This window comes from Streptomyces sp. NPDC057694, assembly GCF_042799415.1.
In the GTDB taxonomy this organism is placed as follows: Bacteria; Actinomycetota; Actinomycetes; order Streptomycetales; family Streptomycetaceae; genus Streptomyces.
This window is the reverse complement of the sequence record NZ_JBHVIX010000002.1, coordinates 76,666-98,304: the sequence shown is the minus strand read 5'-3', so window position 1 is coordinate 98,304 and position 21,639 is coordinate 76,666. Positions and strand designations below refer to the sequence as shown.

22 protein-coding genes and 2 pseudogenes are annotated in these 21,639 nt (G+C 67.7%); 16 read left to right on the top strand and 8 right to left on the bottom strand.

What is annotated here, in order from left to right; genetic code table 11:
- Nucleotides 1-92 precede the first annotated feature (92 nt).
- On the bottom strand, nt 93-1,802 hold the full coding sequence (locus ACFVDP_RS07205; RefSeq protein WP_383486019.1) for a chloride channel protein: 1,710 nt from the start codon (nt 1,800-1,802) through the stop codon (nt 93-95).
- A gap of 374 nt (nt 1,803-2,176) precedes the next feature.
- Here ACFVDP_RS07205 and ACFVDP_RS07200 point away from each other — a divergent pair, with 374 nt between their 5' ends.
- The 3 genes from ACFVDP_RS07200 (at nt 2,177) to ACFVDP_RS07190 (ending at nt 3,835) form a co-directional block, all read left to right on the top strand.
- The gene (locus ACFVDP_RS07200; RefSeq protein WP_383484708.1) at nt 2,177-2,707 is read left to right on the top strand and encodes a MarR family winged helix-turn-helix transcriptional regulator; all 531 of its coding nucleotides are present in this window, start codon (nt 2,177-2,179) and stop codon (nt 2,705-2,707) included.
- Nucleotides 2,708-2,909: 202 nt separating this feature from the next.
- Nucleotides 2,910-3,068, top strand: coding sequence for a hypothetical protein (locus tag ACFVDP_RS07195; RefSeq protein ID WP_383484706.1), 159 nt, complete (start codon nt 2,910-2,912; stop codon nt 3,066-3,068).
- 152 nt (nt 3,069-3,220) lie between these two features.
- Nucleotides 3,221-3,835: a hypothetical protein gene (locus ACFVDP_RS07190; protein WP_383484703.1), complete on the top strand. Its 615-nt coding sequence runs from the start codon at nt 3,221-3,223 to the stop codon at nt 3,833-3,835.
- 202 nt (nt 3,836-4,037) lie between these two features.
- Here ACFVDP_RS07190 and ACFVDP_RS07185 read toward each other — a convergent pair.
- Nucleotides 4,038-4,223 (bottom strand): annotated as a pseudogene (locus ACFVDP_RS07185) (hypothetical protein); the annotation flags it as partial.
- An 88-nt stretch (nt 4,224-4,311) separates the two neighbouring features.
- On the opposite strand from ACFVDP_RS07185, the gene ACFVDP_RS07180 reads away from it, so the two are divergent.
- Nucleotides 4,312-4,698 (top strand): hypothetical protein, encoded by a 387-nt coding sequence (locus tag ACFVDP_RS07180; RefSeq protein WP_383486073.1) that lies wholly within the window; start codon nt 4,312-4,314, stop codon nt 4,696-4,698.
- Between the two features lie 4 nt (nt 4,699-4,702).
- Nucleotides 4,703-5,304: pseudogene (locus ACFVDP_RS07175) on the top strand (IS5 family transposase); the annotation flags it as partial.
- Nucleotides 5,305-5,321: 17 nt separating this feature from the next.
- Here ACFVDP_RS07175 and ACFVDP_RS07170 read toward each other — a convergent pair.
- Nucleotides 5,322-5,948, bottom strand: a complete 627-nt coding sequence (locus ACFVDP_RS07170) for a DUF4333 domain-containing protein (protein ID WP_383484701.1) — start codon at nt 5,946-5,948, stop codon at nt 5,322-5,324.
- Nucleotides 5,949-6,561: 613 nt separating this feature from the next.
- On the bottom strand, nt 6,562-7,083 hold the full coding sequence (locus ACFVDP_RS07165; RefSeq protein ID WP_383484698.1) for a GNAT family N-acetyltransferase: 522 nt from the start codon (nt 7,081-7,083) through the stop codon (nt 6,562-6,564).
- A gap of 72 nt (nt 7,084-7,155) precedes the next feature.
- Here ACFVDP_RS07165 and ACFVDP_RS07160 point away from each other — a divergent pair, with 72 nt between their 5' ends.
- A complete protein-coding gene (locus tag ACFVDP_RS07160; protein ID WP_383484695.1) occupies nt 7,156-7,749 on the top strand; it encodes a TetR/AcrR family transcriptional regulator in 594 nt (197 codons plus the stop codon).
- 241 nt (nt 7,750-7,990) lie between these two features.
- Here ACFVDP_RS07160 and ACFVDP_RS07155 read toward each other — a convergent pair whose 3' ends face one another.
- Nucleotides 7,991-8,821: an SDR family oxidoreductase gene (locus ACFVDP_RS07155; RefSeq protein ID WP_383484693.1), complete on the bottom strand. Its 831-nt coding sequence runs from the start codon at nt 8,819-8,821 to the stop codon at nt 7,991-7,993.
- A gap of 100 nt (nt 8,822-8,921) precedes the next feature.
- Between ACFVDP_RS07155 and ACFVDP_RS07150 the strand changes: the two genes are divergently transcribed.
- Nucleotides 8,922-9,734 (top strand): helix-turn-helix domain-containing protein, encoded by an 813-nt coding sequence (locus ACFVDP_RS07150; protein ID WP_383484690.1) that lies wholly within the window; start codon nt 8,922-8,924, stop codon nt 9,732-9,734.
- A 353-nt stretch (nt 9,735-10,087) separates the two neighbouring features.
- Nucleotides 10,088-10,900: a class I SAM-dependent methyltransferase gene (locus ACFVDP_RS07145; RefSeq protein ID WP_383486017.1), complete on the top strand. Its 813-nt coding sequence runs from the start codon at nt 10,088-10,090 to the stop codon at nt 10,898-10,900.
- 262 nt (nt 10,901-11,162) lie between these two features.
- Here the strand turns inward: ACFVDP_RS07145 and ACFVDP_RS07140 are convergent, their stop codons facing one another.
- Together ACFVDP_RS07140 and ACFVDP_RS07135 are read right to left on the bottom strand one after the other, a co-directional pair.
- Nucleotides 11,163-11,300 carry a hypothetical protein gene (locus tag ACFVDP_RS07140; RefSeq protein WP_383484687.1) on the bottom strand — a complete coding sequence of 46 codons (138 nt, stop codon included), beginning with the start codon at nt 11,298-11,300 and terminating at the stop codon, nt 11,163-11,165.
- Nucleotides 11,301-11,628: 328 nt separating this feature from the next.
- Nucleotides 11,629-12,546 carry a LysR substrate-binding domain-containing protein gene (locus tag ACFVDP_RS07135; protein WP_383484684.1) on the bottom strand — a complete coding sequence of 306 codons (918 nt, stop codon included), beginning with the start codon at nt 12,544-12,546 and terminating at the stop codon, nt 11,629-11,631.
- Between the two features lie 76 nt (nt 12,547-12,622).
- On the opposite strand from ACFVDP_RS07135, the gene ACFVDP_RS07130 reads away from it, so the two are divergent.
- The 8 genes from ACFVDP_RS07130 (at nt 12,623) to ACFVDP_RS07095 (ending at nt 19,758) form a co-directional block, all read left to right on the top strand.
- Nucleotides 12,623-13,639: a DMT family transporter gene (locus tag ACFVDP_RS07130; protein ID WP_383484681.1), complete on the top strand. Its 1,017-nt coding sequence runs from the start codon at nt 12,623-12,625 to the stop codon at nt 13,637-13,639.
- A gap of 111 nt (nt 13,640-13,750) precedes the next feature.
- Nucleotides 13,751-14,011, top strand: coding sequence for an acyl carrier protein (locus ACFVDP_RS07125; RefSeq protein ID WP_383484678.1), 261 nt, complete (start codon nt 13,751-13,753; stop codon nt 14,009-14,011).
- Nucleotides 14,012-14,036: 25 nt separating this feature from the next.
- A complete protein-coding gene (locus tag ACFVDP_RS07120; RefSeq protein WP_383484675.1) occupies nt 14,037-15,191 on the top strand; it encodes a beta-ketoacyl-[acyl-carrier-protein] synthase family protein in 1,155 nt (384 codons plus the stop codon).
- The gene (locus ACFVDP_RS07115; RefSeq protein ID WP_383484672.1) at nt 15,184-15,768 is read left to right on the top strand and encodes a polyketide synthase; all 585 of its coding nucleotides are present in this window, start codon (nt 15,184-15,186) and stop codon (nt 15,766-15,768) included. The genes ACFVDP_RS07120 and ACFVDP_RS07115 overlap by 8 nt, the downstream gene beginning before the upstream one ends.
- A 16-nt stretch (nt 15,769-15,784) precedes the next feature.
- The gene (locus ACFVDP_RS07110) at nt 15,785-17,185 is read left to right on the top strand and encodes a class I adenylate-forming enzyme family protein (protein WP_383484669.1); all 1,401 of its coding nucleotides are present in this window, start codon (nt 15,785-15,787) and stop codon (nt 17,183-17,185) included.
- A 23-nt stretch (nt 17,186-17,208) separates the two neighbouring features.
- The gene (locus tag ACFVDP_RS07105) at nt 17,209-17,934 is read left to right on the top strand and encodes a thioesterase II family protein (RefSeq protein WP_383484666.1); all 726 of its coding nucleotides are present in this window, start codon (nt 17,209-17,211) and stop codon (nt 17,932-17,934) included.
- Complete coding sequence (locus ACFVDP_RS07100) at nt 17,931-18,965, top strand: aldo/keto reductase (protein WP_383484664.1); 1,035 nt, start codon at nt 17,931-17,933, stop codon at nt 18,963-18,965. The genes ACFVDP_RS07105 and ACFVDP_RS07100 overlap by 4 nt, the downstream gene beginning before the upstream one ends.
- Before the next feature lie 13 nt (nt 18,966-18,978).
- A complete protein-coding gene (locus ACFVDP_RS07095) occupies nt 18,979-19,758 on the top strand; it encodes an AfsA-related hotdog domain-containing protein (RefSeq protein WP_383484661.1) in 780 nt (259 codons plus the stop codon).
- Between the two features lie 662 nt (nt 19,759-20,420).
- Here ACFVDP_RS07095 and ACFVDP_RS07090 read toward each other — a convergent pair.
- Complete coding sequence (locus tag ACFVDP_RS07090) at nt 20,421-21,368, bottom strand: hypothetical protein (RefSeq protein WP_383484658.1); 948 nt, start codon at nt 21,366-21,368, stop codon at nt 20,421-20,423.
- Nucleotides 21,369-21,639 lie beyond the last annotated feature (271 nt).

The following is a 21,639-nucleotide window of genomic DNA, read 5'->3' as shown; positions in this document are numbered from 1 at the left end:
GTGAGAGCGGCCCTGTGAGGGGCTTGCCGGACACCGGCCACCCTGTCCGTGGTGGTGTCCCACTTGTTTCTCCAGGCCGAGTCCCTGTCGTTCTACGACGGAAGGAGCTCGCCGGTCCGGCTCTCCGTGGGAGCGTGCAGTGCCCGCAGGGCGCCTTGATGGCTCAGCCAGCCGACCGGCTGGCCCGTCTCGGTGTGCACGACGGGCAGTCCGGTGCCCGATACGGACAGCAAGGAGTGCAGGGCGTGGGCGAGTTGCTCGTCGGTGGTGACGCGTGGTGGCATTTCGGCGAGGTCGCCCGCCACGGATGGCACGCTGTCCGGCTGATCCGCGAGTGCTTCCGTCACCGCACGCGCGGTGACGATGCCCAGATAGGCGCGCGAGGGATCGTGGACCGGGAGTGCCCCGTGTTCGGAGCGGCTCAGCAGGTCGGCGGCCTCGGCCAGCGTCAGGGTGCCGGACACCGACGCCGGCAGCGGTTCCATGACGGAGGCGACCTGCTCGGCGCCGATGGCGGCGCCGGGTGCGGGACCTTCCAGATCGATTCCGCGACGGCGGAGTTTGAGCGTGTAGATCGTGTCGCGGGTCAAGGTGTGGCTCGTGACCGTGGCCAGCACGATGGCCAGCATCAGCGGCAGAATGATCGAGTACTCGCCGGTCAGCTCGAAGAGGATCACCACGGCGGTGATCGGCGCGCGCGAGGCGCCCGCGAAGACGGCTCCCATGCCCACCAGTGCGTAGGCGCCCACGGAGCCGGCCGTGCCGGGCAGCAGGTCGTGTGCGCCCGCGCCGAAGGCCGCGCCCAGCATCGCCCCGATGAACAGGCTCGGCGCGAACACCCCGCCGGAGCCGCCGATCCCGATGGTCAGGCTGGTGGCGATCATCTTGCCGACGAGCAGGATCAGGAGGAACCCGATCGCGTACTTGCCTTCGGTGGCGCCCTCCAGGACCGGATACCCCACCCCATACATCTCGGGCAGGGCCAGCAGGACCAGGCCCAGCGCGAGGCCGCCGACCGCCGGCCGCAGCCACTCCGGGCCGCGCCAGGCCCAGTCGCAGGCGTCCTCGATCGCGTACAGCACCCGGGAGAAGCCGACCCCGACCGCACCGGCGACGACGCCGAGCACGGCGAACAGGCCGTACTGGGCCAGGTGCTGGACATGGAAGTCGGGCAGGCTGAGAAAGGCGACGTCGCCGAACGCGGCCCGTCCGATGACGCTCGCGGTGACGCTGGCGAGCACGGTCGCGCCGAACGCCTCGATGCTGAACGCGGCCAGAATCAGTTCCATCGCGAAGATGACGCCGGCCAGCGGGGCGTTGAACGTGGCCGCGATGCCGCCCGCCGCGCCGCACGCGACCAGCAGCTTCATCCGGTCCTCGGTGAGCCTGCTCAGGCGGCCCAGTGTGGAGCCGAGCGCCGACCCGATCTGCACGATCGGTCCCTCGCGGCCGACCGAGCCGCCCGAGCCGATGGTCAGTGCCGAGGCCAGCGTCTTGACCACGGCGACCTTGGGGCTGATCCGTCCGCCGCGCTGGGCGACGGCGAGCATCACTTCGGGGACGCCGTGCCCGCGCGCCTCCTTCGCGAACCGGTTCACCAGCGGCCCGTAGAGCAGGCCGCCGACGACGGGGACCACGAGAACGAAGAAGGGCCCCAGCCACGGGACGTGGGGGTTGCCGCTCCCGGGAGCCGCCGCGTAGTCGGCACGCCCGGAGAAGATCCGGGTGAAGGTCTGGATGCACCAACGAAAGACGATCGAGCCGACGCCGGCCCCCGCACCGACCAGTACGGCCAGCACCATCATCGAACCCCGGCCGCCCGGAACCGGGCGCCTCGCCCGTCCCTCACTGCGTAGGACACTCACTATTTCCCCTTCCTTACTTTTGCATTATGCAAAGGTTGTCAAGGGGGCGACGTGCCGGGTGTGGTCGCCTCGACGCCTCCTGGGGTGGACGTCGGAATCGATTCGGTAACGGAGCGCGACGCCGACGCTTAGGAGGTGCAATATTTGCATAGTCCAAAGGTGTAACAAGTGGCGCCGGCGCAGACGTAGTCCGGCATCTTCACGGCCGCGTCGCGCGACGACGCGGCCGTGCGGCTGCGCCATCGGCGGCGAGCCATGAACAACCGGTGGGGGAGGGGCGCGCGGTGCCATGGGCAGGGTAGAAAGGTGCCATGGCCAGGAAGGCTGCGCCGATAGCGCGCAGGGACGATGTGGATGCGATGACGCGTGCCGTACTGACGGCTTCGCGGGTGCTGGTGGCGGTCTCCGCGCGCTCGCTCGCGGAGGTCGAGGACCGGGTGACGCTGCCGCAGTTCCGGATGCTGGTGGTGCTCTCCACTCGCGGGGCGACCAAACTCGTGGCGCTGGCCGAGTTGTTGGGCGTGGCCCCGTCGACCGCGATGCGGATGGTCGACCGGCTGATCGCGACCGGGCTCGTGGACCGGCAGATCAACCCGGACAACCGCCGCGAGACATTGCTGCAGCTCACCGACGAGGGGCGGCGCACGGTTGAGGACGTCACCGCCCGCCGCCGCAGCGAGATCGAGACGATCGTGCAACGCCTGGCCCCTGAGCAGCGGACAGCGTTGATCGACGCGCTTAAGGCCTTCAACGACGCGAGCGGCGAACCGCTCGCTCCGCTCCTGGACACGGACACCGGGCTTCATCCGTTGGGCTGGGGCGATCCGACACATCCAGGCTGATCAGGAGTGATCCGGTCACTCCTGCTCCAATCGTTCGAGACAGGAGGACCGGAAGATGACTGCTCGACCCCGGAGCCGGCCAATTCGGAACGGGCGCTCGCGCACGGACTGCGTCACCTCGTGGTCCTCACTGCCGGGCAGGGGACCGAGTCCAGTGACTCCAGTCGTCGTTCACGCAGTCCACGAAGGTGGCGCACGCCTGGTGACCTTGCGTGGCAGACAAGCCGGAGTCGCTCGGTCCGTCGCCGATGTCATCGAGTTGCTGTGTCTGGCCGGAGTCGTTCTGGACGCCGACGAGGTGGCCTCCTCGCCACTCGTCGAATGGCGAGGAGGCGGGCCTGAGCGCTGGTGGTCGACGTGACGCCGCCGTTCGAAGCCGGTGACCGCTGCTGGTAGCGCACACGAGGCGGCAAGATGAACGCGAGGCCGCCGGATCCGGCACGAAGGAGGTACGAAATGCGGGCCGGGCAGAGAGGGCACGGCAACCGGACAGTTCCGGGACTCGGGGAACACATGCGCACGATCCTGTGGGGACCCGCCGAGTTCGTGGGCGTACCGCGACAACTGATGATCCGTGGCCTGCTGGCGGGCAGCATGATGGTGGCCGCAACCGTCGGACTGGGATTCGCCGGTATGTGGCGTGGCCCCGCTTCCCTGGACACCCGCGAGCTGGGCCTCGTGGTGGTCGCGGCCCTGGTGCTGTACCTCATGGCGCTGCGGGCGGGACGCATCCTGATCGGGCTGGTCGCCGTGCTGGGAATCTGCCTGGCCTTCCAGGCACCGGACGTGGCGGCCGGGGTGGCGCTCGAGCAGCGCGGACTCGTGAAGTCCGCGCGCGTGGCGTCGGTGGCGTCGCCACCGGGCCAAGGACGCCGGATCTGCTCGTTGGCCGACCTTGAGGTCGACCGGGCAGGCATCCAGGTGTGGCGTGGCTGCGTCGCGTCGATCGCACCGGGCGACATCCTTCCCGTGGTCTACGACCCGCGAGGGCGGGCACCCGTTCGGGGCGTGGGCGCCCAGGGCGAACTGCGGAGAACGGAACTGCGACTGATGGGTACGGCGGCCGGGCTCGTGGCCGCGTGCACGGTGGCGGTCGTGCGTACATTCCGGCAGACCGGGATCTCGTAGCGTCGCTGGCGCGCTCTTCCCCTGCGCACTCTGTGCCGATGCCGATGCCGATGCCGATGCCGATGCCGATGCCGATGCCGCTCGCCGGTCACGGGCGTAGTGATCGCCGTACGGGTCAGTCCAAGGGCCTCTCCCGCCGCTGGTTCTCTTGGCCTCTGCAGACGGCGCGTTGTCGGGAGATGGCTTGCTGCGGATCGTTGCAGTGGCGTTCTTCGTTTCGGGGGCCGCAGCAGGCGGCGATGAACCGTGCAGGCATGCCGCCCTTGACCGGGCCGGGACGGAAGAGGCTGATGCCGGCGATGACGTCCTGCATGTGCCGCGGCTGCAGCCGGCCCATCAGGTCCATCTGGCCAGGCGACTCGATCTGGAAGCAGTCGATCGTGTCGCTTCTGCGGGGCATCGACCCCTATGGCGCGTGGATAGCCGAACACGCGACGGACCCGGACCTGGCTCCCGCCGGCTGAACGAAGGAAGCCGTGTACGTCCATCGCGTCGGCGTTGAACCACACTCGATCGCCGTCGCCACAGCACCGGACGACATGGTCGAGTCGGTGATCACCGTGCACGCTTCCGCACCACCGACAGACCCGACGACCGAGCACATTGTGGAAACCGATCTCGACGCCCCGACTGGACGGCTCACCATGTCCAGCCCTGGGAACTATGCCGAGGACGGGCCGAGCCTGACTGTTCCCGCTGGATTGCTACGGGTTCGGGTCTCCGACGTTCCAACCGGGCGACCACCGGCCGACACCAATGGCGGACCCGGTGACCACTTCCTGTACCCGGTCGATCTCTGGCCATCCGACTGGACTCATAGACTCGACTTCGTCAAGCAGGGGTCAGAAATTTGGGCAGGATAGGGGGCGGCGCCTGGCGGCCTGGAACGTGGCCGGCGTCTGGGACCAGCTGCATGTGCTGCTGCTGGAGAAGCTGCGGCCGAAGGATCAACTGGACTGGGACCGGGCGGCTATCGACTCCTCGCACGTGCGGGCCGCCCGCAGGGGCCCAAAAGCGGGCTCAGCCCGGTCGACCGCGCCCGGCCGGGCAGCAAGCACCGCCTCATCGTCGACGGGCAGGGCATCCCGCTCGCGGTGTCGCTGACCGGCGGCAACCGCAACGACGTCACCCAACTCCTGCCCCTGCTCGACAAGATCCCGCCCGTCGCGGGTCGGGTCGGCAGACCCCGTCGGCGCCTGGACGCGCTGCTGGCCGACCGCGGCTATGGCCACGACATCTACCGGCGCCTGCTCTGGCAACGCGGGATCCGGCCTGTGATCGCGAAGCGGGGCGAGCCCCATGGCACCGGCCTGGGCATCTTCCGCTACGTCGTCGAGGGGACGATCGCTTGGCTCCATGGATTCCGCCGCCGACGCATCTGGTGGGAACGACGCGACGGCATCCACGAGGCGTTCCTCGGACTTGCCGTCTGTCTGATCACCTACCGCCACTTTCAACGGCTTTGGTAGGGACAGTTAGGCCGGGATCAGCCGGCCGCGGTGTCGTCCACCTTGAAGTCCATGCTGACCTTCCCGCCCACGACTGACTTCGCGGTGACCGTCACGCCGTACTGCTTGCCCTCCGATGTGAGCTGGCAGCGGACGACGGCACCCACCTTGGCCGGGAGGTCCTCGGAGCAGGCGAACGCGTCGGGCGCCTTGCCGACCTGTGCCGTCAGGGCGGCCTTGCCCTGGCGCGCGACCTCAGCCCGGTCCACCGACTTGCCCCCACCACTGGTGCCGGAGCCCGCCGTGTCGGTGGGCACCGGCTTGGCGGAGTTGCCCGCGCCCGCAGCGTCGTCGACCTTGAAGCCCATGTTGACCTTGTCGCCGTCGACCGACTTCGCGGTGACCGTCATGCCGTACTGCTTGCCGCCGTCGGTGAGTTCGCAGCGTACGGTCGCGCCGACCTCAGCCTTGAGATCGTCCTCACAGGTGACGTCGTCGGGATTCCGGCCGACCTGCTTGCCCAGGGCCGCCGACGCCTGCTTCGCGACCTCGTCTTTGCTCACCGCCTTCGACCCCACACTCGCCGAACAACCTGCCGCGAACACCACCGTCAGCAGCGTCCCCGCTGCTCGTACGGCGATCTGTCTCCCGGTTGACTGCTGCATGGGGATTCCCTCTGGGTCAAAGAATGTTCATGTCATGCACCGGGACGTGTAAAGGCACCCCTTCGGTTCCCGTGCCATGACTCCACTGCCAGCCCCGTGTCGCGGGGTGGAACTGCGTTGTGTCACCCGGATGCAGGAAGTCGGTTTCGAGGGCGAGCAGGTGCTGCAGGGCAGGAGCGAGCTACGGGTTCTCTCACCGGCGTTCTGCGCGTTCTGCTTTGGGTGCGGTTCCTTTCGAGGGGCAGTTGATCTGGAGTCGTCCTGATCAATGTGCGCTGGGTCTGGCTGCGGCAGATTCGGCCGTGCTGGTGAGCGCGTGGCGTGATCTGAGGCTCCTCGGATGAATCCCCCGACTGCACGTGAAGGAACTGTGACTTCGGGACCGACCGCCATCGGGAAAACCTCAACCCTCCACGGCTCTGGACCATCGAAGCTCGGCCGAACGAATCTGCCGGAGTGTCCACTTGAGGAATATTTGCGTGTAGCGCACCTGAGGGTGCAGGCGTTTCGGACGGCCGCCTGGTCAACGACTCCGCGTTCCGCGGTGCGTGCGGAATGAGTCCCGGCCGGATCCAGATCGATCGCCTGATCCCGCGCGGTGGGGCAGCCGGATTCATGCTGGCGTGCTGTGCAGGTTGAGGGTCCAGGTCTGGCCGGTGAGGTCGTGGCCGAACCCTTGGTGAGGCCTCTCGTCGGTGAGGGCGAATCCGAAGCGTTCGTAGATCCTGCGGGCGGAGGCCAGATTGTCTGTGGTCCACAGGGTCACCGACCGGTAGCCGGCTGCGCGGGCGAAGTCGAGGCTTTGCCCGACCAGGCGGGTGCCCATGCCGAGGCCCCGGGCCGCCGGGGTGACGAGCAGGACGCGCAGTTTGGCCACGCCCGGCTGGTCGTCGGTGACGAGGAACACGCAGCCCGCGCGTTCGCCGTCGACCTCGGCGATCCATGCCGCTTCCATTGCCGGGGAGTGCTTCATGGCGAAGTCCCCGACGATCCCTGCCACCAGGGCCTCGAAGTCGGTGTTGAAGGCGAACTGCTGGTGGTACAGCTCGCCGTGGGCCATCACCACCCATCCCAGATCGCCGGGACGGTCGGCGCGGCGGATGACCGCGTGCCGCTGGGGTGCTTCCTCGGGCACTGCGCACTCTCCGAAACTGTCAATCACTCAAGGTAACTGACACGAGTGTGTCAGTCGCCTTAAGGTAGGCCCATGCCCCCGAAGACCGCAAACCCCTCCGCACGCCAGACCCAGCTCCTCGAAGCCGCCTACGACTACGCGCTCGCGCACGGACTGGCCGACCTGTCGCTGCGCCCGCTGGCCGAAGCCATCGGCTCCAGCACACGCGTGCTGATGTTCCTCTTCGGCAACAAGGACGGCCTCGTGCGAGCGCTGCTGGAGCGGGCCCGCACCGATGAACTGGCATTGCTGGACCACCTCCGCCACAGCGACGCTCCCGTCGGCCTGGCACCGGCTGCCGAGCAGGTGTGGACCTGGCTCGCCGCCGAGGAGCACCGCCCGCTGCTGCGGCTGTGGGCCGAGGCGTACGCCCGCTCCCTCGTCGAGCCCGACGGCCCCTGGGCCGGCTTCGCCAGGTCCACCGTGGACGACTGGCTCGACGTTCTGGCCCTGTGCCAGCCGCAGCCGGAACGGGACAGCGACGACGGAGCCACTCGCCGCACCCTGACGCTGGCGGTGCTGCGCGGGGCGTTGCTCGACCTTCTCGCCACCAACGACGAAACCAGGGTGAGCAAAGCTGTCTGTCGACAGCTGGAACTCCTGCGGCAGGAGCGCGGCAAGGCGTGAGTGTGGCCCGCCAGCAACTGCGGCCGGTTGCAGCGGGCCGCCCCGCGTCGAGGATCGGCCGGCCGGTGCACGGTTCCCCATTGGCGAACGACAGCCTCAGAGGACGGGCCTGGACGTCACCGGCCTCATGGACTACCTCCGCTTCCGGACGGTCACCGGGCGAGGTGACGGTCAGTGGTGCGTTCGGGCACGAGGCGAGTTCCTTGTCAGGCGGCGCAGGCGCCTGCGGTGTCGGTCGAGCTCAGCTCTCCGCGTCGGTCTCGGATGCGCTTGCCTGCTGAGGTTCGACTTGGGCGAGGCGCTTGCGCAGCGCGGCGGTGGCTCCCTGGTAGCAGTCGCTGCCCAGGACCAGCCTCATCGGGGCGGGCTGCTGGGCAGCTGAGGCGATGACCTTCGCCGCGACCTTGGCAGGATCCCCGGGGACGGGGACGGCCGTGTCCTTGAAGGCGCGCACGGCGGCGGCCGGGGTGTCGTCGTAGGCGGCCAGCGGCTGGCTCAACTGAAGGCTGCTGCCGGAGAATGAGGTACGCGCGCCGCCGGGCTCTACCAGTGTTACCTCGATGCCGAACTGAGCCACCTCTTCCGCGAGAGCCTCCATGAACCCTTCGATGCCCCACTTCCCCGCGTGGTAAAGCGATGCCCCGGGGTGCGCGGCGAGACCGGCGACCGAGGAGATCTGGATGATCCGGCCGCCGCCCTGTGCCCGCAGGTGCGGCAGGGCCGCGCGTGCCGTCTGGATCGAGCCGATCAGGTTTGTGGTGATCTGATGGACCACCTGCTCGTCGGTGAACTCCTCGGCTGCCCCGAACAGCCCGTATCCGGCGTTGATCACTACGACGTCGATGCGGCCCAGCTCGCCGAACGCGGCGTCGACGACCTTTCGTACCTGCAAGATGTCGGTGACGTCGAGATGGCCGAGCCAGAACCGGTCGCCGTACTTGGCGCGCAGGTCATCGACCGAGCCTTCGCGCCTGACCGTCCCCGCGACACGGTCGCCGCGTGAAAGAACTTGTTCGGCCAGTTCCCGCCCGAACCCGCTGTTGACTCCTGTGATGAACCATGTCTTCGTCATTTCACCATCCTCACCTGCGCGAATGTGATGACCCAGCTCCCGTTGTTCCTGGTAGTGACAGGGGCACCCACCTGCATAAGCGGGGGCATACGGTGAAGGAGTGGACAACGCTCTCGGAGACTTTCTGCGGGCCCGCCGCGAACTCGTTACACCGGACGATGCGGGCTTGGCGGGCGGCCACGGACAGCGCCGGGTGCCCGGACTGCGCCGTGAGGAACTGGCGATGCTGGCCGGGATCAGCGTCGAGTACTACCTGCGCCTGGAGCAGGGCCGTGACCGCAACCCCTCGCCCCAGGTCGTCGACGCGCTGGCCGGTGTGCTCCGGCTGGACGCGGAAGGAACTGCCTATCTGATGTCGCTGGCCGGCCCGAAGCCGCGCCGACGCCCGAACCGGAGGCAGGAGCACGTGCCCGAGAGCCTTGGGCTGCTTCTGCAGACCCTCAACGTGCCCGCCCTGGTGTTCAACAAGTACAGCGACGTGCTGGCCGCCAACCGTCTGGCCCGGGCGCTGTCACCGGACATGGTGCCGGGAGTGAATCGGCTGCGGATGCTGTTCACCGAGCAGGCCACCCGCGACTTTCACGGCTACTGGGAGCAGTACACGGCCAGCGCCGTGGCTCACCTACGTGCCCAGATCGGCGCCGAGACCGACGACGAGTACCTGCACGCCCTGATCGGAGAGCTCTCCCTCAAGAGTGACCGGTTCCGCCAGCTGTGGGCACGCCATGACGTGCGCACAGCGCAACACGTCACCTTCCGTATACAGCATCCCGAGGTCGGCCCGCTGGAACTACTGGTCGAGAAGTTCCAGGTGGCGGGCCCCGACGGACTTGAGGCGCTGCTCTTGCACGCCGCCCCCGGCAGCCCCTCGGCCCAAGCCCTCGCGCTGCTGGCCTCGCTCGATGTCTCCTAGTCTTTGTCGCCGTACTTCGGTCATGGGTACCGAGTTGGCCGAAGTAGGGCGACAAAGACTAGGAGACATCGAGGTCTTGGCCGACAGCGCCAGAACGCCAAGGTGGTATGCGGCGTCCGTCGGCTCCGCCAACTGATTGTGCCGGTCTCTTCGGGCTCTGGTCCACTTCGTGTGGCCGCGTACACAGGGCGGCTGTTGATAATTGCTCATGGTGTTTGAGTGGTTGTAGGTGGTCAGCGCGCGCGTGGCTGGCCAGCCACGCGTGAATCTGGCTCCGCTCATCAGGCCTCTGGGAATCGTTCATCTAGGCTGGCGAGGTGACTGAGGGGCAGGAGCGGGTGCAGCCGTCGGGAGTGTGGGCCACGGCGGTGGGCGTGGCCAGGGTGCGGGCGTTGGAGACCGAGCGGGAGAACGCGCTGTTCCGCGACCCGCTGGCACAGGCCTTCGCCGCGGCCGGCGGTCTGTGGCCCTCCTCGCCGCCGCCCGATGACGAGGCCGCGCGCCGCCGTCGGCTGGCCGTGTCGTTCTCCATCGTCATCAGGACGAAGTTTCTCGACGACCTGTTGCAGCAGGCCTCCGCGACCGGAGTACGGCAGGTCGTACTGCTGGGCGCCGGCATGGACAGCCGGGCCTTTCGGATGGACTGGCCCGAGGGCACCCGGCTGTTCGAGGTGGACACCGCCGCGCCACTGGACTTCAAGGCTTTAGTGCTGCGCCAGGAGCGGGCCGTCCCTCGCTGCGAGCGGATCGCCGTGGCGGTGGATCTGCGTGAGGACTGGCCGGGCGCGCTGGCCGCCGCGGGGCACGACCCGGCGGCGCCAACCGTATGGATCGCCGAAGGGCTGCTGATCTACCTGCCCGAGGACGCGGTAGAGCTGCTCCTGGCCCGGATCGGCGCGCAATCGGCGACGGGCAGCCGAATGGGGCTGACGTTGGGCTCGCGCGGCGTGATCGAGCGCTTCGCAGCAGACGCCGCAGCGGGATCGGCGGCGTCCATGTGGCTTTCGGAGATGCCCGACGATCCGGTGGGCTGGCTGGCCGGGCACGGCTGGGAGGCCGACAGCCGGACCCTGCGCGAGTGCGCTGCCGCCTACGACCGCCCGATCAGCACCCCGCCGCGGCGCGAGGAACGGCCCGGCGGACTGATCGCGGCGGTCCGCCGGTAGAACGCCTCCTCCCAGTTCCCCACCAAGGGCGTATGCACCTGACCGGTGAAGCCACGCCCCCGACGGAACCCCGCCTGCCGCCTCGGACATCGACGACGCTGAGGCCCATTCGCCTGGGCAGACCGGACAGCGCCGCACGGCAGGGTGGGCCGTTGAGGTCGAATTGCTGGCGGGCGGCGTGAGGGTGAGCAACGAGACCAACAGCATCGTCTACCTGCGGGCGACGGCAGGCGCGGGGCGCCGTCGCCCGCGCCCGGTTCCGTCAGTTGGAGGACGTGGCGTCCTCGGCCGCCCGGACATTCCTGACGCAGGCATCGTCGTAGGCGTTCAGACTGAGCGTTCGGTTGTCGGAGAAGAGGCGGTACTCCATGACTACGGTCCAGCCGCGCTTCTTGAACACCGTTGGTGCGCACCTTCCCGGGGAGGGGCGTGTGGCATAGACCCTGGTTGGTCCGAGGTGAGACTCGTTCAGCGCCAGGGGAGGGGGAGGGCGCTGCGCACTGTGGTGCGTCTTGCGGTGTGCCGACCGCTGACCACGGTTCTCGTGCCAGGTCATTGGTGTGAACGGTGTGGCTGATTGCTGTGGGGAGTGAGCGGGACCTTGCCCGACCGTGAACTGGACTCGTCCGGCTGCGACTGCAGCTGCGGCTGCGATGCCAGAGGCGTGTAACAGCAGAGGGGGTAGAGGCCGCCAAGGCGTTCACTGGTCCGGCGGTCCTTCGTGGTTCTTAGGGAACCGGGAGTAGGGCCGTCTGTTTCGTCGCATCGCTCAGAGCTCTGATGGCGACGCGTACCGACGGGCGAATGGCCCGGTCGGGTCGCCAGATGACGTAGATGCGGCGCGTCAGGTGCGGCTCGATCGCCGAAGTACGCACACCTGGCGGCAGAGGTCCCAGGCCCAGAGTCGGGACCATTGCCAGGCCGACGCCTGCCGAGACGAGGGCTAGTTGGGTGGGGTGTTCGGTGACCGAGTGCATGATGCGCGGCTCGGCGCCTTGCTCGCGCATCGTGTACAGGAGCCATTCGTGGCAGGTGGAGCGGCGGACGCGGCTGATCCAGGGTTCGTCGACGAGTTCGTGGATCCTGATTACGTCGCGGTCGGCGAGGCGGTGTTCTGCGGGTAGGGCGACGCGCGCGGCATCGGTCATCAGTAGATGCCGGTCCACACCGTCGGTCCAGGGGATCGGTACGTGATCCCAGTCCTGGACGATGCCCAGGTCGAGGTCGCCACGCTCCACCTGGGACATGGGAGAGTCGAAGTCCATCTCCCTTACCTGCACGTTCAGTTGGGGCGCACGCTCCGCGAGGAGGCGGATGGTTGTGGGAAGAATCCCGCGTGCGGCCGTAGGGAACGCCCCGACGGTCAGAGGTCCGATTGCTGATTCGTTGCGGGCCTGAAGTTCGGCCTCGGCTTCGTCGGCAAGGCCGAGGATGCGCTCGGCTCGCCTCGCTAGGAGTTGTGCGGCGGGCGTGAGCTCGACGCCGCGACCGCTACGCGTGACCAGCTGGTGGCCGGTTTCCTGCTCCAGTTTGCGCATCTGCTGCGAGACGGCCGACGTGGTGACGTGCAGTACGTCCGCCGCGGCACTGACGGATCCATATGTCGCAATTGCCTGAAGAGTGCGTAGTCGATCTAGGTTAAGCATATTGAAGGGATGCTACATCGAGTTCTCAGAATCTCTCGCTTGTGCAGGTCATGGGCCTACTTCCATAGTCATGGCCATGGATACTTCACCTCGTGCGGCACCTGGTGGCGGGCAGCAGTTCGACCCGCCGGATTGTGCGGCTCCGCCCGTCGACGACGTCGGCAAGGGGACGGATCCGGCCGCGCCTCCTCCTCCTGCTGGCAGGAAGGAGCGGGGGTTGGACTGGCGCGTCAGGTTCGCCTTGCTTGCTCTCGTATGGGGGCTCAGCTTCCTCTTCGTGAAGGTGAGCGGGGAAGCCTACGAACCACTGCAGGTCGCCCTCGGGCGCGTTGCATTCGGCGCCGTGGCGCTGCTGCTCGTCGTCGCCGTCAGGCGGGAGGTGTTGCCGCGCAGTGCGCGCCTGTGGCTGCATCTCGCAGTTGCCGCCTTCTTGCTCAATGCTCTCCCTTTCACGCTCTTCGCCTATTCCGAACAGCGGATCACCTCGGCCTTGGCGGGGATCTGCAACGCCACCACTCCACTGTTCACCCTGCTCGTGGCCGTGACCGTGCTGCCCGGTGAGCGCCCGGACCGCAATCGGCTCATGGGGATGGGGCTCGGCTTTCTCGGGGTCCTGGTGGTCTTCGGGATCTGGGGTGGAATCAGTGCCGGCGATCCAGTAGGAGCAGGGCAGGCGCTCGCGGCCGCTCTGAGTATGGGGACCGGCTGGGTCTATGTGCGCCGGTTCCTCTCCCACTCCGGGAGCTCAAGCGTTTCCCTGTCTGCGGCGCAGCTCACGGCGGGTACGGTGGAACTTGCGCTGGCAGCTCCCTTCATCACGTCCGTGCCGCACCGCTTCCCGTTCGCCGAGACGGCATCCCTCGTGGTCCTGGGGGCAGTGGGCACCGGTCTCGCCTTCCTCATCCAGTACAGCCTGGTGCGGGACGCCGGCGCGACGGTTGCCTCGATGGTCACCTATCTCGTGCCGATCATCTCCACCACGGCCGGAGTGCTCGTCCTCGGTGAAGGCCTCAAGTGGCACCAGCCCGTCGGGGCGGTCGTCATCCTCTTGGGCGCCGCACTGTCCCAGCGCACCCGCCGAGCCTCCAGCTAGCTCCCTGTCCTGAACTCTTCGGACCGGAGATCCCTCATCACTTGATGAAACCTTTCATCAAGTCCGCCCAAAATTGGCCACTGTAGCGGCCTGACCTCAAGGAATATAAAGATGAACATCGCTGACACGATCAAGAACATCCTGGTCTCCCACGTCTACGTCGAGATCCCGACCGACCAGATGGGCGAGCAGGACAGCCTCCGTGACGTCCTCGGTGTGGACTCCCTCGGCTTCGTGGAGCTGCGAGTGCAGATCGAGGAGGCCTTTGAGGTGGAGATCTCGGACGACGACTTCACTCCCGAGCACTTCTCCACCATCGCCTCCCTGGCCTCGCTCGTGGAGAAGCTCCGCAGCCAGACGGCCGCTGCCTGAAACCCTGACAGAAGGTCTGAACAGAGTGGAATTTGAACCGCCGATAGTCACCGGCGTTGGCTGGGAAACTCCCCTGGGAAACACCCTGGATGGGGTGTGGGCTCGTCTCCTCAAAGGCGAGACAGGGGTACGCGAAGTCCCCTCCGGCACCCCGCTGCGGAGCAACCTTGCAGCCATCGTCCCCGATGTCCCGCTGGAGCAGCCTCCCGGCGAACGCCAGCACACTCTGGCCACACGCGCGATCACGACGGCGCTGGCGGATGCTGGGCTCACCCCCGAAGTACTGGCGGGCCCCGGCACGGAACTGATCCTCGGCACCAGCTACGCGGCAAACCTTGACGATCCCGATGTCGTCCGCCTCGACGACTGGGCTCGCGGCGTCGCCGAAGCCCTCGGATACCCGCGCCCACCGCTGTGCGTGGCCACCGCCTGCTCGGCAGGCTCCGATGCATTGCTGATGGGAGCGGAACTGATCCGCTCCGGACAGCGCGAGGTCTGCGTGTGCGTGGGAGCAGACATCGTCACCCCGGCCAAGCGCTTGGGACATTCGCTGCTCGGCACCATGAGCCCCGATGGACTGCGGGCCTTCGACTCCCGGCACAACGGCATGATTCTCGGCGAGGGCGCCGGGGTGTTCATCCTTGAGTCCGTGAACCACGCGCGCAGCCGCTGTGCACGCGAGCGGGCGATCCTGCACGGGGCCGGTTCCGCGAACGATGCCGCGGGCATGACGGCTCCGGATCCCGCAGGCAGCAGTGTCGTACTCGCCGTCGAGCGTGCCCTGGCCGGGAGCGGCCTGACCACACAGGACATCTCCGTCGTGAGCGCACACGGCACTGCAACCCCGGTCAATGACGCGGTGGAGTCGACCAGCTTGCGCACACTCTTCGGTGCGGCAGCCGAAAAGCCCACCGTGTTCGGCACCAAGGGGGCACTCGGCCACAGCCTCGGTGCCTGCGGAACCATCGAAGCGATCACCCTCATCCAGGCCCTGACTGATCGTCAAGTGCCGCCGGTGCAGGAACTCGAAGAGCCGATCGACGACTTCCCGCTACCGCTGCCGCCGGCACAGGACAGAGGCACACCAGTTCCGGCCGGCAGCGGACTCAGCCTGACCCTGGGCTTCGGCGGCTTCAATACCGCGCTGCTCTTCACCGTGCCGGGAGCTGACCATGAGTGAACGCCGTCACTGCCCGCCTCTTGCCGTTGGCTTCGGGGAAGCCATCACGGACTCTCCAGCGAGGCATTCGCGCAACGGGTCCTCTTTGTACGCTGATCCGCTGGCATGGTTGATCAACGATGCGGTGGAAGCCGCTGTAGATGACTGCGGAGCGGACCTGACCACGGTCGGCGACCAGGTCGGCATGATCGCCATCAGTGAGTCATGCACCGTCACTACGATGCGGATCATAGCCAAGGCGACACCCCGTGGGCGCTTGTCTCCGCTCAAGTTCGCCGGAGCCAACCCCGGCTCGATCGCGGGACTCTCCTGTATCCAGCAGGGCTACCGCGGGCCGACTCTGGCACTGAGCACCGCACCCACCAATGCTGTGGGCACGGCCAGCGACATCGCGGCCAGCTGGTTGGGGCGCGGCCTGGCTCGCTACGTCCTCATCGCCACCCACCGACAGGACAACGACGTCCACGCAGCACGCTGCCTCGTTCTCCAGGCCGCACAGGCCACCGATGCGGCGCGCTGCGAACTCGAACTCCACCGCCTCGCGGCCAGAGCCGACAAGCCGGCCGTGAATCACTGAAGGAGGTGTCCTCACCATGCTCTCCACGACCATGGACCTGGGCATCACGCGTGACGACGTCGTCGCCCTGCTCCAACGCACCACCGATCTCAGCAGGCCCGCTGGAGTCGCGGGACCCGACCTCGACGTCCTGCAGCACGACTTCACCGCACTGGGACTGGCCCCCGGAACTCCGGTGATCATCGCGCTGGCCAACGGCAGCCACTTGCTCAAGCAGTACTTCACCGTGCTGCTGAACGGCTGTGTGCCCGTCACCGTCGCCCCCTCTACACCGTCAGCCCGACTCACCGCCCTGGCGCACCATCTGTCGGCCGGCGCGCTGATCGCTGCGCGCATCGACCCCCGCCGCTACGGCAGCGCCCACACCGTCCCTGTGGGCGAACAGCAGGCCGTCGTGCTGACTGACGGCGAACCGCAGGGCGCTTACGAACCCGGGCACGCGCTGATGCTGACGTCCGGGACCTCCGGAATGTTCAGCGCCTGCCTGCACGGGGTCGACTCGTTGCTGCGCAACGCACGCCGCCATGCCGCAGCCGTCGGCGTCCGCAGCAGCGACACGATCCTCATCAACCTGCCCCTGTACTACTCCTACGCCATCGTTGCCCAAGCGCTGACGGCCCTGGTCACCGGAGCGGAACTCATCATCTCCGGGCCACCGTTCAACCCGGCGACGTACCGCGACACGATCCAGCGGTACGGCGTGACCTCGTCATCGATCACCCCCACGATCGCCCGGCAACTCGTCGAAATCGGGACCCCGCTGCCCGCACCACTGCGGTCGCTGGCGGTCGGAGGGGACCGTATCGATCCGGCCCACGTGAGTCGACTTCTTGCTCTGAACCCCGGCGGCGAGCTGTACCTCACCTACGGGCTTACCGAAGCAGGCCCGCGTGTCGCGACGCTGGCAGCCCATCAGGAGCCCGCTCACCGGCATGCCTCAGTCGGTCTTCCGCTGGAGGACGTCAGCGTTCTGGTCCGGGAACCCGCTGCAGACGGCGTCGGTGAACTGATCGTCGCGACCGACACGGCTCTGCGGCGCAAAGTCGGGCCCTCCTCGCGTCAGCCCTTGCTGGCCCCGGGGCTGGTGGCGACCGGAGACCTGTTCCGGCAGGACGAGGACGGCTACCTCTTTTATCAGGGACGGCTCTCCGACTTCGTCGTCGTGCACGGAGAGAAGGTCTCGCTCTACTCCATCCGCCAGGCAGCTCAGAGCATCCCAGGAGTCGCCCGGGCAATCCCCCACGTCCGCCAGGACGAACAGGGAGACACCCGCATAGAGCTCGAAGTCCACGCCACCGAGCCCGTCATGGTCACCGAGGAAATGATGCACGCCGAACTGCGGCCCCTGCTCCTGCGCAGTGAGCGCCCGGCACAGATCACCGTCGTGCCCCTGGCCGCAACCGCCCAGCACAAGTGACCACACCCCAAGGAACGTCCCTCATGCCCAACCCTCCCCGCACGCAGGTGTTCTGCGTGCCGCACGCCGGCGGATCGGCCAGCGTCTTCCGCTCCTGGAAGCGTGGCTTCCCCGAGCACATCGACGTCGTTCCGCTCGAACCGGCGGGCCGCGGCATGCGCCGCTCCGAGGACTTCGCCACCCAGGTGCCCGACGCCGCACAGAATCTGACCCAGCAGCTCCTGGAGCGCCTCGAAGGCGACACCTTCCACATCCTCGGCCACTGCATGGGCGCTCTCATCGCCTACGAGATGGTGTGCCACCTCCAGAGCACCAGGCAGAAGCTTCCGCAGTCGCTCGTCGTCTCCGGCCGCAACCCTCCGCACCTTCAGACCGACTGGGGTAAGCGCGTCGCGAAGCTTCCCGACGACGAACTCTTCGCAGAACTCAGCTCCGTCGGCGGTGTGCCCAAGGGACTCAGCCGCGCCATGGCCGACGGGTTCCTGCACATCATCCGCAACGACCAGCGTATGGTCCACGCCTACAGTCCTGCCCAGCCGCCCACCCTCATCAATGTGCCGGTCCATGTCCTGGCCGGAGATGCGGATGAGATGACCCACGCAGATCAGCTGCCCGGCTGGTCGGCTTACACCAGCCAGCCCGTTGACGTCGAGTACCTCAGCGGCGGCCACTACTTCCTCTACGACTGGCCGGACCACGTCGCCACGCGCGTGACCCAATGGACCGCACCGGAGGCTGTCACCGCATGAAGTACCGCTACCTCGGAACCACCGGCATCCGCGTCAGCCAGCTCTGCCTAGGCACCCTGATGTTCGGATCCTGGGGCAACAACAGTGCCGACGAATCCATCCCCGTCATCGAACGCGCCCTCGCCTCGGGCATCAACTACATCGACACCGCCGACTCCTACTCCCGCGGGGAATCCGAAGAGATCGTCGGCAAGGCACTCGCCCAGACCGGCAAACGCGATCGCGTCGTCCTCGCAACCAAGGCGCACGCACCCATGGGAGTGGACCCCAACTCCCGCGGCAACTCGCGTCGCTGGATCCACCAGGCCGTCGACAACAGCCTGCGCCGACTCGGCACCGACTGGATCGACATCTACCAGATGCACCGGCCCGACCCGCACACGGACATCGACGAGACCCTCGGCGCGCTCTCCGACCTCGTACAGGCCGGCAAGATCCGATACCTCGGCAGCTCCACCTTCCCCGCCCACCAGATCGTCGAGGCACAGTGGACGGCCGAACGCCGACATCGCGAACGCTTCGTGCTGGAGCAGCCCCCGTACTCGTTGCTCGCCCGCGAGATCGAAGCGGATGTGCTGCCTACCTGCCACAAGTACGGCATGGGCACCGCCACCTGGAGTCCCCTGGCCGGCGGGTGGCTCACCGGCCGCTACCGCAAGGGGCACGAGCCGGAGCCCACCAAGCGCGCGGGCCGCTGGGGGAAGCGGTACGACATGACGCTGAACGCCAATCAGCGCAAGCTAGACGCCGTCGAACAGCTCACCCAACTCGCCGAGCAAGCCGGCATCAGCCTCATTCACATGGCGCTCGCCTTCGTCACCGAACACCCGGCCGTAACCTCGGCGATTATCGGTCCACGCACCATGGAACAGTTCGAGAGCCAGATCGCGGCAGCCGACGTCACGCTGCCCAGCGACGTCCTGGACCGTATCGACGAGATCGTGCCTCCCGGCCAGACCCTCAACTCCGAAGACGGCGGCTGGAGTCCTCCCGAACTGACGGACTCCGCCCTACGCCGCCGCAGCCGATGAAGGAGACGACCACATGACCGATCCAGGGCATCCCACAGCGGGGCCAGCTCCAGCTGATCTCATCGACCCCGCCTCCGGCATCACACTTCTCGACTGGCAGGCTGCCGAAGGGGACCACCAGTACACGGTCTCGGCACGCCACGACGGTGGTGATCGGATCATGCTGCTCATCCACGCCGTCCGGCAGGCAGCACTCCTGATCGCTCACGAAGCCTTCGACGTGCCGCGCTCACACCACTGCGTCTTCCAAGCTCTCTCGTGCAGCGCCCCGGCGGTCGGTGGCGATGGGCAGCTCGAAGGCGGAACGCCACTCACCCTGTCTGTTCGGCTGATCGACCCTGACATGCGACGTGGGCAACTGGTCAGTTCCACTTTCGCAGCCGCCATAACAGTGGAGGGCAAGCAGCTGGGAACGGCGCGGGTCACCTTCACTTTCCTGTCGCCCGCGGCGTATCGGTTCGTCCGCGGATCAGGGGAAGCTGCAGGGGATTCACAGGCTTGGCCTGAAGCAACGACGGTCGAAATGACAGCCAGCGAAGAGCAGTTGGAGTTCAGGGGGCAACCCGTGGACCATATTCCGGGCATGGTGATGGTCAATAGCGCACTGGCCCTGGCCCGAAGCCACGGAAATGTGCAACGTATCCAGGGCATCGACGGAAGATTCACCGGGTATACCGATCCTCACCTCCCCTGCACCTTCCAGCTGAGGCCGGCAGGCGATGCCTGCGTCGACGTTCAGGCGTTGCAGGACAGCCGCTGCGTCTACGAAGGAAGTGTCGAGGTGTCCATCTAGCTAGCGTTACGGGGCTCTGTGTCTCTCTGCCGCTTCCGGCGGCAGAGAGACATGCCGATCCCGCGAACGGTCTGATCTCCCCAGAACCGTGGGACTCTGGCCATGAGCGCGCTGCGCGGCAGCATGCACGGTTTGATCTGCCAGTGGTGCTCCAACAGCCATTCGGCGGGATGAAGGTGGGGGAGTTCCCACAGCGGCGTGCTGCCGTGCCTCCTGTGTCAGCGCTCCTCGTGGCGGAGGGACTTCATGAAGTCGTTGCGCCGGCGGGTAGGGGAGACTTGGGTGTCGATCAGGTCGACTCTGCCGCCGGTCGGCAGGTGCACGAAACGTAGACGCCTCTTGCTGAGTCCCTGCAGCCGTAGACCGGGGATGTCGCTGGGGCCGTCATGTCCGCCACCAGAGGCAGGAACCGGGACGCGACACGGCAGGCGGTGTTGGTGTGCAGAACCGCCGCGCGACGAGCGTGCGCCGTCCCCGATCGCCAGCACGCCAGGCTGAAAGCCGAGTACCGCAGCGTCTGCTCCCGGGAAGGAGCGGCGCACTGACCTGGGAGCGGTTTCTCCGGGCGAACCACTGGTGCGGTGATCACGTCTCGTTCGCCGGCTGAGGGCCCGCCCACGGGCGGGCCCCGCGCCACCTACCTCGTGGGTTTTGGCCCGCGGTCAGGCGAAGTAGTGAATCGTCCCGCGCAGGGCCGGGTCCGCTCCCTCACAGTGCTGTTCGAAGGTGAGGGCGAGGGCGGTGATCTGTCCCGAGGCGTCAGCGACCAGCTTGTCCACCGTGAACTCGCCGTTGCTGTGGTTGCATCCGCCGCCGCCGACGGAGAGCATCCCGTGCTCGTCGTCACCCAGCTCGTCCGCCTGATAGGTGCGGCCCACCTGGAAGGACTGGCCGGTGGGGGGCACGACGAGCGCGTTCCAGGTCTCGCGCAGACCGGAGGCGCCGAACTCGATGCGTCCGTCGACGGTGCCGTCGAGGGTGAATGTGGCGATGCCGTTGGTGAAGGTACGGCTGCGGCCCCCGCCCGCATAGTCGCCGGGCTCGCTGACGTAGGAGAACGACAGCGGCAGCGCCTTGTACTTGATCGTGCCGCGCAGTGCGGGCGCGTCGGCCTCCTCGCAGCGCTGGACGTACGAGGCGTCCAGCAGGGCGATCTCGCCCTTGCCGTCAGTGTCGATCTGGTTGATCGTGAACTGTCCGTACACGGTGTTGCAGCCACGGCCGTCGCCGCCCACCGAGAGGCCGGGCGCCCGGCCGGAGGGCCCGGGGGCCCGTTCGGCGCCGCGGAAGACGCCCGGGGTGAGCCGGTCGCCGGCGGGTGCCTGCATCTCGACGGACCACCGCACGTCGCCGGCCTCGATGATCGCCGTGGCGTAGGTGTCGTCACCCAGCACCCGGATGTCCGCGGCCGGGGCCCGGTAGGTGTGCGCCTCACCCTGGCCGATCCAGTCGCCGGCCTCGCTGCGCTGCGTGTAAGCCGTCACCGGCACCGGCTTCGCGGACGCAGCCTCCGCGCCCGGCGCCGACCACAGCAGGCATGCGCCCGCCGCCCCGGCGACCGCGGTCAGTACTGTCGCTCTGTTCAGCGCACGACGCCATCTCAGCCACATGACTCTCATGCTCCCCACCCCTCACGTACACACATCCATGCAGAGACGCCCAAGTACCCACGCCCGTAACGGATATGCTCCGGACGACAGAGGTGGCTCGGGCGGTTAAGTCGGCCGGTTCAGGCGGTTGCGGGGGGGGGGCGGGGGGGGGGTGGGGGGAGGGTCCCAGCACGGGAGGAGTTTAGAAGGGGGCGGGAACACACCACGCCCCCCGGCTCCCGCTCCCCCCCTCGCGCGGTCCCCCCCCCGCAGCGGCACCCTCGCCGCCGAG

What these genes read in the sequence shown, in the direction of transcription:
- ACFVDP_RS07205 (WP_383486019.1), bottom strand. Translation starts at nt 1,802, where the DNA reads ATGGTGCTGGCCGTACTGGTCGGTGCGGGGGCCGGCGTCGGCTCGATC.
- ACFVDP_RS07200 (WP_383484708.1), top strand. Translation starts at nt 2,177, where the DNA reads ATGGCCAGGAAGGCTGCGCCGATAGCGCGCAGGGACGATGTGGATGCG.
- ACFVDP_RS07190 (WP_383484703.1), top strand. Translation starts at nt 3,221, where the DNA reads ATGCGCACGATCCTGTGGGGACCCGCCGAGTTCGTGGGCGTACCGCGA.
- ACFVDP_RS07170 (WP_383484701.1), bottom strand. Translation starts at nt 5,948, where the DNA reads ATGCAGCAGTCAACCGGGAGACAGATCGCCGTACGAGCAGCGGGGACG.
- ACFVDP_RS07160 (WP_383484695.1), top strand. Translation starts at nt 7,156, where the DNA reads ATGCCCCCGAAGACCGCAAACCCCTCCGCACGCCAGACCCAGCTCCTC.
- ACFVDP_RS07155 (WP_383484693.1), bottom strand. Translation starts at nt 8,821, where the DNA reads ATGACGAAGACATGGTTCATCACAGGAGTCAACAGCGGGTTCGGGCGG.
- ACFVDP_RS07135 (WP_383484684.1), bottom strand. Translation starts at nt 12,546, where the DNA reads ATGCTTAACCTAGATCGACTACGCACTCTTCAGGCAATTGCGACATAT.
- ACFVDP_RS07130 (WP_383484681.1), top strand. Translation starts at nt 12,623, where the DNA reads ATGGATACTTCACCTCGTGCGGCACCTGGTGGCGGGCAGCAGTTCGAC.
- ACFVDP_RS07125 (WP_383484678.1), top strand. Translation starts at nt 13,751, where the DNA reads ATGAACATCGCTGACACGATCAAGAACATCCTGGTCTCCCACGTCTAC.
- ACFVDP_RS07115 (WP_383484672.1), top strand. Translation starts at nt 15,184, where the DNA reads ATGAGTGAACGCCGTCACTGCCCGCCTCTTGCCGTTGGCTTCGGGGAA.
- ACFVDP_RS07110 (WP_383484669.1), top strand. Translation starts at nt 15,785, where the DNA reads ATGCTCTCCACGACCATGGACCTGGGCATCACGCGTGACGACGTCGTC.
- ACFVDP_RS07105 (WP_383484666.1), top strand. Translation starts at nt 17,209, where the DNA reads ATGCCCAACCCTCCCCGCACGCAGGTGTTCTGCGTGCCGCACGCCGGC.
- ACFVDP_RS07100 (WP_383484664.1), top strand. Translation starts at nt 17,931, where the DNA reads ATGAAGTACCGCTACCTCGGAACCACCGGCATCCGCGTCAGCCAGCTC.
- ACFVDP_RS07095 (WP_383484661.1), top strand. Translation starts at nt 18,979, where the DNA reads ATGACCGATCCAGGGCATCCCACAGCGGGGCCAGCTCCAGCTGATCTC.
- ACFVDP_RS07090 (WP_383484658.1), bottom strand. Translation starts at nt 21,368, where the DNA reads ATGTGGCTGAGATGGCGTCGTGCGCTGAACAGAGCGACAGTACTGACC.